6 protein-coding genes and 1 pseudogene are annotated in these 12,808 nt (G+C 65.0%); 2 read left to right on the top strand and 5 right to left on the bottom strand.

The features are described from left to right. Nucleotides 1-38: 38 nt before the first annotated feature. Entirely contained in the window at nucleotides 39-1,544 is a 1,506-nt protein-coding gene (locus BMX85_RS20545; RefSeq protein WP_090323043.1) for a putative bifunctional diguanylate cyclase/phosphodiesterase, read from the top strand. Here the strand turns inward: BMX85_RS20545 and BMX85_RS20540 are convergent. Together BMX85_RS20540 and BMX85_RS20535 are read right to left on the bottom strand one after the other, a co-directional pair. Further along, nucleotides 1,534-4,869, bottom strand: a complete 3,336-nt coding sequence (locus tag BMX85_RS20540) for an alpha/beta hydrolase-fold protein (RefSeq protein ID WP_090323041.1) — start codon at nucleotides 4,867-4,869, stop codon at nucleotides 1,534-1,536. The genes BMX85_RS20545 and BMX85_RS20540 overlap by 11 nt on opposite strands. Then, the gene (locus BMX85_RS20535; protein WP_090323038.1) at nucleotides 4,866-6,722 is read right to left on the bottom strand and encodes a glycoside hydrolase family 13 protein; all 1,857 of its coding nucleotides are present in this window, start codon (nucleotides 6,720-6,722) and stop codon (nucleotides 4,866-4,868) included. The genes BMX85_RS20540 and BMX85_RS20535 overlap by 4 nt, the downstream gene beginning before the upstream one ends. 621 nt (nucleotides 6,723-7,343) lie before the next feature. Between BMX85_RS20535 and BMX85_RS20530 the strand changes: the two genes are divergently transcribed. Next, nucleotides 7,344-10,019 (top strand): TonB-dependent receptor, encoded by a 2,676-nt coding sequence (locus tag BMX85_RS20530; RefSeq protein ID WP_229210588.1) that lies wholly within the window; start codon nucleotides 7,344-7,346, stop codon nucleotides 10,017-10,019. An 88-nt stretch (nucleotides 10,020-10,107) separates the two neighbouring features. Here the strand turns inward: BMX85_RS20530 and BMX85_RS20525 are convergent, their stop codons facing one another. The 3 genes and pseudogenes from BMX85_RS20525 to BMX85_RS20515 all read right to left on the bottom strand — a co-directional run bounded on the left by BMX85_RS20525 (nucleotide 10,108) and on the right by BMX85_RS20515 (nucleotide 12,788). Next, nucleotides 10,108-10,473 (bottom strand): glutathione S-transferase C-terminal domain-containing protein, encoded by a 366-nt coding sequence (locus tag BMX85_RS20525; RefSeq protein WP_373923985.1) that lies wholly within the window; start codon nucleotides 10,471-10,473, stop codon nucleotides 10,108-10,110. Nucleotides 10,474-10,530: 57 nt separating this feature from the next. Then, nucleotides 10,531-10,638, bottom strand: a pseudogene (locus BMX85_RS31520) (glutathione S-transferase N-terminal domain-containing protein); the annotation flags it as partial. Between the two features lie 320 nt (nucleotides 10,639-10,958). After that, complete coding sequence (locus BMX85_RS20515; RefSeq protein WP_090323032.1) at nucleotides 10,959-12,788, bottom strand: M2 family metallopeptidase; 1,830 nt, start codon at nucleotides 12,786-12,788, stop codon at nucleotides 10,959-10,961. Between the last annotated feature and the right edge of the window lie 20 nt (nucleotides 12,789-12,808).

Raw genomic sequence — 12,808 nt, 5'->3', positions numbered from 1 at the left:
TTTCCCCTTCACCGCTGTAGCAAAAGAAGAGGGATCCCATGGAGCTGCTGTGGCCGGCATTGATAGGCATCGGATCGTGTCTGTTGGCGCTATGGTATGGCGAAATGCGCGCGCGCGTGCTGCGGCGCCGCTGCGCGCGTTTGCAGGGCGCGCTCGAAGCGCAGCGCGAGACCGAAATGCGGCTCGACTTCATCGCCCACCACGACTGCCTGACGGGCCTGCCCAACCGCCTGCAATTCCAGCTGCGGCTCGAGCACGGCGTGGCGTACGCGCGGCGCCACAAAAGCCTGCTGGCGGTGCTGTTCGTCGACATCGACCACTTCAAGCGGATCAACGACACGCTCGGCCACGACGCCGGCGACCATGTGCTGGTGCAGTTCTCGCAGCGGCTGCGCCAGTGCGTGCGCGAGGTCGACACCGTGGCGCGGCAGGGCGGCGACGAGTTCATCGTGCTGCTGACGGAGCTGCGCGAGGCCGACGACGCGCTGCAGGTGGCCGGGAAGATCATCGCCGCCCTCGGCGCGCCGTTCGCCATCCACGGCCAGTCGCTGGCGGTGGCCGCCAGCGTCGGCGTGGCGGTCTATCCGGATGACGACGAAAGCATCGACGAGCTGGTCGAGAAGGCCGACCTGGCGATGTACGCGGCCAAGCAGCGCGGCAAGGGCGCCAGCGTGCGCTTCGCGCCGAGCATGCAGGTCAAGGCGTACTCGCGCCTGATCCTGGAGACGGCGCTCCGGCATGCGCTCGACCACCACGAATTCGTGCTGGCCTACCAGCCCAGGCTCGACCTGCGCGCACAGCGCATCACCGGCGTCAAGGCGCTGCTGCGCTGGAACCATCCGGAGCTCGGCGTGGTGATGCCGCTCGATTTTTTGCCGGTGCTCGAGGAGAGCGCGCTGATCCTGCCGGTCGGCGCCTGGGTGCTGGCGACGGCGGCGGCGCAGGCGCGGCTCTGGATGGATAGAGGGCTGCCGATGACCGTGTCGGTGCATGTGTCGCCGCGCCAGTTCTACCAGAAGGACATCGCCCAGACCTTCGCCACGATACTGGCGCAGGCCGGCGTGCCGGGCCACTTGATCGAGCTGGAAATCAGGGAGGGCATGCTGATCGACCGCAACCAGAATTGCGAGGCGACGTTGCGGCAGCTGAAGGCGCTCGGCGTGCGCATCTCGATCAGCGATTTCGGCACCGGCTACGCCTCGCTCAATTACCTGCGGCGCTTCCCGGTCGACGTGGTCAAGATCGACAAGAGCTTCATCGACGAGCTGCAGGGCGTGCGCCAGCCGGCCGATGCGCCCGGCGCCGTCAATGCGGCCAAGGGATCTGGCGACGGCGCCATGGTGCGCGCCATCATCGCCATGGCCCACACGCTGGACATGCGGGTGATCGCCGGCGGCGTCGAGACCGGCGAGCAGCTGGCGCGCCTGATGGCGATGGACTGCGACGAGGCGTTCGGCTTCTGCCTCGGCCCCGCCGTCCCGCCCGGCGAGGTCGACACCTTGCTGGCCAACCGCGAACGCCGCATCGAACTGATTACTTCGTAGCGGCGAAGAACCAGGTCAGCGGCAGATGCGCGCGCGCGGCCCACGATTTCTCGTTGTGGACGCCGTCGGGCGACTCGTAGAAATATAGATCCTCATTCAGCTTGTAGCCTTGCGCCAGCATGGCGTCGCGCATTTTGAGCGTGTGCTCGATGCCGTCCTTTTTGGAGCCGGCGTCGATGTAGAACCTGACCGGCTGGCGCGCCGGCACGTTCTTCATGAACGCGCCGTCATTCCACCAGAACGAACCGGATACGCCGCCGGCCTTGGAGAAGATCTCCGGATGCCGTTGCGCGATGTACACCGAGGCCAGCCCGCCCAGCGAAGAACCCATGATGGCCGTGTGCTCGCGGCCGGGCAGGGTGCGCAGGTTGGCGTCGGCCCAAGGTTTGACCGTATCGACGATGAAGGCCATGTAGGCGTCGATTTTTCCGCCGCCGTGTTTCGGATCGCAGCAGGGCGTGTATTCGTCCATGCGGTCCTTGGTGTTGTCGATGCCGACCACGATGGCCGGTTCGATGGCGCCTTCGGCGATCAGGCGGTCCATCGTGGCGCCGATGTCCCAGGCGACGCCGAAGGCTGCGGTCCTGGCGTCGAACAGGTTTTGGCCGTCGTGCATGTAGAGCACCGGATAGCGGCGCCGCGGCGTGTTTTCGTAACCCGGCGGCAGGTAGATGCGCAGGTTGCGGCTGTTGCCCAACTGCGGCGACGCGAAATTTTCGACGATGCGGACGGCGCCGGCCGGCGCGCTGGAGGCGTCGGCGCTGGAGCCGGCGGCGGCCTGCGGGGCGACCGGCATCACGCGCACGCCGTGGATGTCGAATTTGTTCGACGCCCCCTTCACGCCGCCGGCGTCGCTGTAGGTGGTGTTACTTTGCAGGTAGGTCATGTTGTAGTGGTCCTCCAGTTCCAGGCGATAGCTGCCGGCTTTGAGCGCGGCGCTGATCGGCGTCGAATACGACGGGCCGGCGTGCTCCGGCGAATGCGGCAACTGCACCACGCCGGCGGCCACGATCTTGCCGCTGTCGTCCTTCAACGACAGCCATTTTACGCCGCCGCTGATGCCCAGGTTGATCTGGTGCGCGGTGTTGCGGTATTTGACCTGCACAGCGTAGCTGCCGTCGTGCGCCACCTTGATGTCGCGCACCGCGAACTTGTCCGCCGGCGCGCCCCAGCCGGCGATGCGTCCGCCGCCGGCCGCGATGCTGGACTGGACGCGGGCGTCGCCGGCGCCGATCTCGATGCCTGTCTCCAGGCAGACCGGCGCGCTGTGGTGGCTGCGGTTGCCGGAGCCGGCGTACATCGCCTCCACCGCGTAGCACAGGTTGCCACCGCCGCCCTGGCCGGCGCGCGGCGCGCGGCGGTCGGCCCACTTGTTCGCCGTGATGCGCTGCGACGCCGGTTCGCCGTTGCGGTAGATGTTGTACACCACGCCCTTGCTGGCGCCCGGATAGGCGATGTGCAGGGTAGGGAAGCCGTAGGTGCCCCGTTCCAGCTTGACGATGCGCGGCTCGGACGGCGCGTACACCGAAGGGTCTTCGGCCAGCGGCTTGGCGCGGACGTCGTGCTTTTCCTGCCGTCCCGGCAGCAGATCGCCCAAACGGATGTCGATCTGGTTGTCGTCGGCCAGCGCGGACCAGTCCAGCGATTGCGTGGCGGCCTTGCCGTTGACCGTCACGCTGTCGATCGCGTAGTAGCCTTGCGTGCCGGATGGCGCGGCGGCGGGGAGCAGCAGACGCACCCGCAGGCGCTTGCCGCGCACCGTCAGGTTGTCCAAGGTCGCCACGTCGTTGCCGGCGAAGGCCTCGCGGCGCAGCTTGGCCGTGACGAAAGGCCGCAGCGCGATGCCGGTGTCGGTCGTCCGCACGCCGAACACCTCGCCCACCACCATGCCCAGATAAGCGCCCACGGACCACAGCTGCCGGCGCGAATTGACCACCGGTCCGCTCAGGTCGGCCTGCTTGCCGTCCACCTTGCGCTTATCCTCCAGCATCGGCTGGCCGGAGATCCATTCCAGGTTCTCCATGTTCGACAGGTTCAGCGCGGCGCCGCGCATCAGCGTGTCGTAGGCCGCGTCGGCCACCGCCACGTTGTCGTGCATCGCCGCGGCCTTGAGGCCATAGGCCGTCACGAAAGGCCACATGGCGCGGTTGTGGTAGACGGCCATGCCGGCCTGCTGCGGAAAGATCACCGGCGCGCCGAGCGGACCATGCGGATAGCGCGCCAGGATGCTTTGCGCCTGCCGTTCGTCGGCGATGCCGGTGACGATGGCCAGCGACTGTCCCAGCCAGTCGTACTTGTACAGCGGCGCGCCGTCGAAGTGGCCGGCGGCCAGGCTGCTGTACATGCCGGTGTCGGCCTGCCAGAAGCGCTGGTTGATGGCGCGCTTCAGATCCGCCGCCCACGCCGAATATTTATCCGCCAAGGCCTGGTCGCCTTGCTCCGCCGCCAGTTGCGCGGCCAGTGTCAGCGCCTTGTAATGGCCGGCGTTGGTGGACAAGGCCTTCGACGTCGCCATGCTGGCCAGGTCGCCCGGGATCCACGCCGCATAGCTTTGCTCGCGCCAGTCGAGGAACGATTCTTCGCCGTTGTACAGGCCATCGGCGCGGTCGTAGACGGCGATCCGGTCGTTTTCCAGCGTGTTGGTCAGCGCCTTGAGCGCGGTGGCGGCGAACGCGCGGCGCTCGTCCGGCGCCAGCGCCTTGAGCGCCTCGTCGGCGCCGAAGGCCCAGCTGACGCGGTCGGTGCTGACCGGCCAGCTGCCGCCGCTGCCGGTGTCCTGGATGATCTGCGGGCCGTCCGCACCGCCGGCCACGTGCGCGCCCGGCTTGACGCCGTCGCGATAGCCGGAGAGCTTGAACAGCAGCGAGTTGCGCACGCGCCGCGGGTCCAGCATGCCGAGGCCCAGCGACGCCGCGTAGGACAGGTCGCGGGTCCACACGTAGTGCCACAATTCGCCGGTCTCGAAACACTCGCAGGCAATGGCGTTGCCGCCGTTGTAGCTGCCGTCGCGGATCTCGCGCACCGAGTCCTGCGTCATCTCGACGCCGGCCAGCGCGAACAGCGCGTCGAAGGCCAGGCTGCCGCTGCGAACCGTCGGCAGCGCCGCCGATTCCCGATACGCCACTTCTTGCTTGCCGCCTTCGCGCACGCGCATCGTGGTCGCCTGCGTATAGCTGCGCAGCGCGGCGCCCGCATCCGGCGTCGCATAGCGCACGGTTTCCTGTTTGCCGTCCCAGGTCGGATAGTTGGCGGAGGCTGTCGTCGCGGCCGATGCCGGCGTGGCGAGGGACATGGCGGCGCACAGCGCGGTCAGGCGAATAATCATTGTTCTATCTCCAGTATCAGCGCCGAACGCGCCGGCAGTGTTATTTCACCATCCAGCGCGACGCGCCGGCCGGTCGGGACATCGACGCCGGCGCGCGCGGCGCCCAGTATCTCGCGGAAGCGCGCCGTCTTCAGTACCGTGTCGGTCTTGTTTTTGTTGAGGGCGACCATCACCTTTTTTGTATCGTCGTAGCGGAAGTAGACATAGGTGTTTTGCTCCGGCCCGAAGTGCATGGTCCGGCCATGGTGGATGACGGCCGCGCCCTTGCGCCAGTTGAGCACTTTCTTCACCCAGGCCTGCGCGGCCGCCTGCGGCGCGCTCAAGCCGGCGCCGGTGAAGGCGTTGACGGCGTCGCCGCGCCAGCCGCCGGGTAAGTCCTGCCGGTACGACGGATCGTCGCGGCCCTTGGTGGTGCTGGTCATCAGGATCTCGCTGCCGGTGTAGAACTGCGGAATGCGCGGCGCCGTCGCCACGAAGGCCATCGCCATGCGGAACAGGCCCTCGTCGGCATGCAGTTCGCTGTAGATGCGCGACATATCGTGGTTGCCTTCGAAGAGCACCAGATTGCCCGGGTCCGGATACACGTGATCGAGCGACAGCGCCTCGTACAAATCGGTCAGGCCGCGCTCATCGCCGTCCGGCGCCGCCAGCGCGCGGCGCAGCGCGTCGGTCAGCGGGAAGTCCATCATGCTCGGCATGTGCGACACGTAGCCGTCGAAATTCCGTTTGCCCCGCTGCCAGTGGGCGACCACCGGCGCCAGCGTGCTCCATTCCTCGCCCACCAGGTTCAGTCGCGGATACTCGGCCATCAGGCTGCCGGACCAGCGGCTCAGGAAGGCGGTATCCGAGTAGCCGTAGGTGTCCACGCGCAGGCCGGCCAGGCCGGCGTACTCGATCCACCAGATATTGTTCTGGATAAGATAAGTGGCGACGAAGGGATTGGCCTGGTTCAGGTCCGGCATGCCGCGCGCGAACCAGCCGGCGGTGAAGTTGCGCCTGTCCGCGGCGGACGCATAGGGGTCCTGCACCGCCGTGCGGTGGTGCGCGGTCGGCACGAACCGGCCCTGGTAGGTCAGCCAGTCCGGCGTCGGCAGGTCTTGCAGCCACCAGTGCCTGGCGCCGATGTGGTTGAGCACAACGTCCTGTATCACCCCCAGTCCCTTGGCGCGCGCACGCGCCACCAGGTCGCGGTATTCGGCGTTGCTGCCGTAGCGCGGGTCGATGCGATAGTGGTTGGTGGTGGCGTAGCCGTGGTACGAATGGGCCGGCATGTCCGATTCCAGCAGCGGCGTGGGCCAGATGACGGTGTAGCCCATGTCCGCCACATAGTCCAGGTGATCGGCGATGCCCTTGATGTCGCCGCCATGCCGGCCGGAGCGCTCGGCGCGGTCCGCTTTGTCGGCCATCGCGGCGACGCTGTCGTTGGCGGGATCGCCGTTGGCGAAGCGGTCCGGCATCACCTGATAGATGGCGTCGGCGCTATTGAAGCCGATGCGTTGCGCCGAGTTCCGGTCGCGGGCCAGCAGCTGATAGGGATGGCGGAGGATCTGGCCGGCGCGGCGGAAGGTGAGGTCGAGCTTGCCGGGGGCGGCATCCGGCGCGATGTCCACGTCGATAAACAGGTAGTTTTTATTGGCCACGCGCGACACCGAGGCGATCCGCACGCCCGGGTAATCCAGCGACGGCTCCAGGTCGGCGATGGCCGGACCGTGCACCATCAGCTGCAACTTGCCGCTATGCATGCCGGTCCACCACAGCGGCGGCTCCATGTGCTCGATGCGGTAGCCGGCGGTGTCGGCAAACGCCGGCAGCAGGGCGCCCAGCAGCACGCCGGTCATCAGGATTTTCTTCATACGGTCTCCGCGTACCGCCTCAAGTAGTCGTACTACACGGCGGTTTTTCGTCTGTGGTGGATGCTTTATTCTCGTTTGGGCCAGAGAATACTCTAAATGCCGGCGCGTATCAAACAAGCCGCCAAACCGAAATTTACTCGAAATACAAAAATCTTGTGGTTTTCCGGCCGCATCGGCGTATCGCCCGCTTTTTCGCGGAGCGCGGTGGCATCGGGACGCCTTCAACCAGGCAATAAACTGACATTTGCTTTCAAAAACACGTCGTTTTTTCGGAAAATATGTAGTTCTACTACATATGATTCGGTCGCATCTTGTAGTGGAAATACAACGGGAAAAGCGTTCTCATAGGGAAGCCGCATGTCTCCGGGCCCGGCAATCCGTAGGTAAACAGAAGTTCAATTGACAGTGAATCTAGTTTTAGTACAAAATTCTTGCCAGAACGTCTTGAGAACGTCAGCTTTCCTTGGATTCCCGTGTAGTTGTGACGCCCCGATGCGGTGCGCCTGATGTTGCGGGAAATTAATTTATGTCGTGTTGAGGGGACATTGAATGAGTATTTTCGCAAATAAGCGCAGCAAGACCGCTGCATTTCCATTAAAGCCGGTCGCAGCGGGTTGCGCTTTGTTTGTAGCCGCGCTCGCCAGCCCGGCGTACGCACAGACCAGCGCCGCCGACCAGGCTCCGGCGGCGACCGAGGCGCCGATCGCGTCCGTCGTCGTGTCCGGTATCCGTCGCGGTATCGAGGGCGCCATTTCGGTCAAGAAGGATTCCAATTCCATCGTCGAGGCGATCTCGGCCGAAGACATCGGCAAACTGCCGGACGTTAGCATCGCCGAGTCGATCTCGCGCCTGCCGGGCCTGTCCGCCCAGCGCGTCGCCGGCCGTGCCCAGGTCATCAGCGTCCGCGGCCTGTCGCCGGACTTTTCCACCACCTTGTTGAACGGCCGCGAGCAGGTCAGCACCGGCGACAACCGCAGTGTCGAGTTCGATCAATACCCGTCCGAGCTGATGAGCGGCGTGACCGTCTACAAAACCCCCGACGCCGGCCTGGTCGGCCAGGGCCTGTCGGGCACCATCGACATGCAGACCGTGCGTCCGCTGAACTTCTCCAGCCGCACCGTGGCGCTGAACGCCCGTGGCGAGAAGAATTCGCTGGGCAAGATCGGCAACGCCAAGGACACCGGCAGCCGCTTCAGCGCCAGCTACATCGACCAGTTCGCCAACCGCACGATCGGTATCGCGCTCGGCTACGCGCGCCTGGAAACCCCGATCCTGTCCAATGAAACCGGACTGTACGAGCCATGGAAACGCGACGCGCGCAACGGCCTGCCGGCCGGCACCTTCGCCTCGAACGGCATCAAGGCCGTGGCCCGCAGCGGCGAGAACCAGCGCGACGGCGTCATGGGCGTGCTGCAATACCGTCCGAACAAGCAATGGACCAGCATCCTGGACGTGTACGCGTCGCGCTTCAAGGCCGAGGAAACCGCCAACCAGCTGGAAATCTCGCTGGAGCAGAGCGAATCGAACTACAACCCGGTCCAGGTCAACAACGGCACCATCGCCGGCGGCACGCTCAACAACGTGCGCCCGCTGGTGCGCGGCATGTACAACAAGCGCAAGGACGATATCCGCGCGGTGGGCTGGAGCAACGAGTTCCGCAACAACGACTTCACCATCTTCGCCGACCTGAACTACTCGAAGGCCAAGCGCAACGAGCTGAGCCTTGAAAACAACCTGCAATACAGCAACGGCGGCGCCTCGGCGCTGCTGGACAAGGTCAACCTGGGCTACGGCAACGGCGGCTACTCGCAGCTGACCACGGGCCTCAATTACAGCAACCCGGCCAACCTGTTCGTCGGTAACACCATCTACGGCTCCGGCTACGGCAAGGTGCCGAGCGTGGAAGACGAACTGAAAGGCGCCAAGCTGACCGCCAACGTGCGTGCCGCCGGCGCGCTGGAAAAAGCGTTCTCCAGCTTCGACTTCGGCGTCAACTACGCCGACCGCAGCAAGAGCAAGCGCCAGCCGGAAGGCAGCATCAACCTGGTCGGCGCGCCGGTCTCCGTGCCTGGCAGCCTGCAGTATGGCAATGTCGACCTCGGCTTCGCCGGCGCCGGTTCGATTCCAACCTGGAACGTGCCGGGCATGGTCAGCCAGTTCATGTCGTTCCAGCCGAGCGAAGACCTGACCTACCTGATCCCGAAAGCGTGGACGGTCAACGAGAAAGTCGTCACCAGCTTCGCCAAGGCCAACATCGAAGCCGAGCTGAGCCCTTCGGTCAGCCTGCGCGGCAATATCGGCGTGCAGATGCAAAACACCAGCCAGTCGTCCGATTCGCGCTATGTCGACAATAGCGCCCCGGTCGGCAGCCAGATCAAGCCTGTCCACGACGGCAAGAGCTACACCGACTTCCTGCCAAGCATGAACCTGGCCTTCGGTTTCGACCACGACCAGACCGTGCGCGTCGGCCTGGCCAAGCAACTGGCGCGTCCACGCGTCGACCAGATGCGCTCGGCGCTGGAAATCAACGTCGACACCACCAAGCGCGAGCCAAGCGCCAGCGGCGGCAACGCCCAGCTGGACCCATGGCGCGCCAAGGCGTTCGACATCTCGTACGAGAAGTACTTCGCCAAGAAGGCGTATGTCGCCGCCGCCGCGTTCTTCAAGAAGCTGGACACCTACATCTTCACGCAGACCAAGAGCTACGACTTTTCCAACTACTTCCCGGCAGGCTACCTGATGCCGGACGGTCGTCCGCTCGCTTCGCGCATCGGCAACTACACCGCCGCCTACAACGGCAACGGCGGCATCCTGAAAGGCGTGGAGCTGTCCGGTTCGATGCCGCTGAACATGCTCACGCCGGTGCTTGACGGCTTCGGCGTGAGCGCCAGCACCACCTACACCGAGAGCAAGATCGCCATCGAAGATCCAAGCGGCAGCATCGGTTCGAACATCCCGCTGCCGGGCTTGTCGAAGCGCACCACCAACCTGACCGCTTACTACGAGAAGAATGGTTTTGAAACGCGCATCAGCCAGCGTCGTCGTTCCGACTTCGTCGGCGAGATCGGCAACTTCTCGAACGACCGCGCGCTGCGCTACGTCGTCGGCGAGAACGTCGTCGACTTCCAGATCGGCTACACGTTCAACAGCGGCGCGATGAAGGGCGTTGGGCTGGTCCTGCAGGTCAACAACCTGCGCAACGCCGCGTATGAAACCTATAACGGCGACCGCGCCCAGCAGCTGGAATACGCGAAGTACGGCCGCACCGTGATCGCGGGCATGAACTACAAGTTCTAAGCCGGTTGCATCTCCGTTCCTCAGCCCCCGCCAGCGCAAGCCGGCGGGGGTTTTTTTACGTGTTTAAATACTTATCGGCGTCCGACTGTCAATGCTGGCCGCTGCGCTGCTTGACGCTAGGGCGCTCCGAGATGCGCGCGTGCCAGGACGCCAATGCCGTCAATTCGTCCGGGATGCCGACGCCGGCGGCCGCCGCATGCAGCAACGCGCCGTAGGCCGTGATGTCCGCCATCGAAAAGCGTTCGCCGGCGATGTACGGCTGCGTGCCCAGCACGCCGTTGAAGTAGTCCAGCCCGCGCTGGAACTTGGCGAACTGGCGCTCGCCCCATTCCTTGCGATGCGCCCACTCCGGGCTCTTGTACGCTTCCAGGACCGGTCCCAGGCCCGGCGTCGCGTGATGGAACCAGTTGCCGATGGCGTCGATCAGCTGGTCGTCGGCGCGCTTTTGCATCATGTGGATGACGGCCTTTTCGCGCGGCGTGCTGCCGGTCAGGATGGGATTGCCATCGAGGTTGTCGAGGTATTCGGTGATGGCGACGCATTCGGAAATGAAGGTGCCGTCGTCAAGTTCGAGCACCGGCACCACGCCGGACGGATTCTTCGAGAGGAAGGGAGCCCAAGATGGCGCCGGCGGCGGTTAAATCGTGGGCGTTTGCGGTGTTCTCGGCGGTGGAGGGGGCGCAGCTGGTGGCGCGCGGTTGCGATGATGTGGCGGTGTTCGATCGGACCCTGGAGGCGTATCGGGCGGCGGGGTTGCTGCCCTGAGCGCGGTGGGGGCGAGAGCGGCAACGTGATTCCGCGGCACTTGAACTCTCGGGGAGATACGTAGGGCGGATTAGGCGGAACGCCGAAATCGGCCATGTGCGAGCCGCTGTCGGCGCTTGCATGGTCGATTACGCTGCGCTAATCCGCCCTATGTGTTTCCGTGGCTTTTTTCGCTTACTGCTTCTGCGCGGCGGCGAAGGCCGCGTTCTGCTGGTCCAGCCAGGTTTTCAACGGCGCGAAATACTCCAGCAGCGCGCCGCCGTCGATCTTGTCCTCGCCCGATATCGCCTTCAGCGCTTCCGGCCACGGCTTGCTCGCGCCCATCGCCAGCATTTGCTGCAGCTTGGCGCCGGCCTTGGCGTTGTCGTACACCGAACAGCGGTTCAGCGGACCCGTATACCCGGCCTCGCGGCACAGCGCGCGGTGGAACTGGAACTGCAGCATGTCGGCCAGGAAGTAGCGCGCGTACGGCACGTCCGCCGCCACGTGGTACTTGGCGCCGGCGTCGAAACCGCCGGCCACCATCGCGGCCGGACGCTTCATCCCCATGTACTGCTCGCGCAGCTGCCACCAGGTTTTGTCGTAGTCGTCCGGCTTGGTCTTGCCGGCATAGACATCCCAGCGCCACTTGTCCACCGAGTAGGCGAACGGCAGGATCGCCACCTTCGACAACGCGCGCTTGAGCAGGTCGCCGACATCGGCGTCGGCTTCCGGCGCCTGCTCCATCAGCCCGGCCTTCTTCAGGTAATCCGGCGTGATCGACAGCGCGACCGTGTCGCCGATGGCTTCATGGAAGCCGTCGTTGGCGCCATTGCGGAACAGGAAGGGCTGCTTGTTATAGGCCAGGAAGTAGTACACGTGGCCGAGTTCGTGGTGGATGACGGTGAAGTCCTCCGCCGTCGGCGTGATGCACATCTTGATGCGCACGTCGTCCTGTTCGTTCAGCGGCCAGGCGGAGGCGTGGCAGACGACGTCGCGGTCGCGCGGCTTGGTCAGCAGCGAGCGTTCCCAGAACGTGGCCGGCAGCTTCTGCATGCCCAGCGAGGTGTAGAAACGCTCGGCGTATCGCGTCATCTGCGTGGCGTCGGTCTTGCGATCTTCCAGCACCTTGGTCAGGTCGTAGGCGCTGGCGCCCGTCTTCGGCTTAAGGATGGGGTACAGGTTGTCCCAGCTCTGGCTCCACATATTGCCGAACAGGTGCGACGGAATGGGACCGGTCAGCGGCACCACGTCCGGGCCGTAGGTTTCGCGCAGCTTGTGGCGGGTGTAGGTGTGCAGCGATTCGTACAGCGGCTTGACCTGCTGCCACAGGCGCTCCATCTCGGCGGCGAAGGCTTCCGGCGGCATGTCGTACTGCGCGCGCCACATGGCGCCGGTGTCGGCGAAGCCCATTTGCTTGGCGCCCTTGTTCGACAGCGCGATATATTCGGTGTACTTGTTCTTGTACGATGGCGATTGCGCGTGCCAGCCCAGCCACATTTCCTTGAGCTTGGGCTCTTCGCGGCTGTTGGCCAGCACCTTTTCCATTTCGCCCAGCGCCATGCAGGCGTCGGCGGTGCCGTCGTCCTTCTTGACGCAGTATTTGGCCTTGCCGTAGGCGCCGTTCATCGCCGCCTGGAGCTGGGCGTATTGTTCGCGTTCCTTCGGATCGGCGAAGACCAGCGTTTGCTGCAGCAGCATCAGCTTGCGCGCCGCTTCGGCCGGCAGTTTCAGGCCGTTGAAACGGCGCGCGCCGATCGCCGCCTCGCCGGACGCGGTCAGATAGCGTTCGGCGAAGTAGGAGGCGATCGCCTCGGTGTCGTCGGTGATGAAGTTGGAACCAACCCAGGCGCCGCGCGCCTGTTCGTTGTTCAGCTTATTGAGGCGTTCTTCCGTGTCGGCCAAAAAGCGTTCGGCTTCGGCGACGGTGGGTTTTTTTGCGGGGGCGGCCAGCGCGGTAACGCTGGCGGCTGTCATGGCGGAAGCCGCGAGCAGCGTGCTGATAATTTTTGGTGTCAAGTGCATCTCCCTGGGTAGTCGTATCG

Origin of the sequence: Duganella sp. CF517 (genome assembly GCF_900110275.1) — a bacterium.
In the GTDB taxonomy this organism is placed as follows: Bacteria; Pseudomonadota; Gammaproteobacteria; order Burkholderiales; family Burkholderiaceae_D; genus Rugamonas.
Note: the sequence above shows the minus strand (reverse complement) of the source record. Positions and strands in the feature narration are given on the sequence as shown.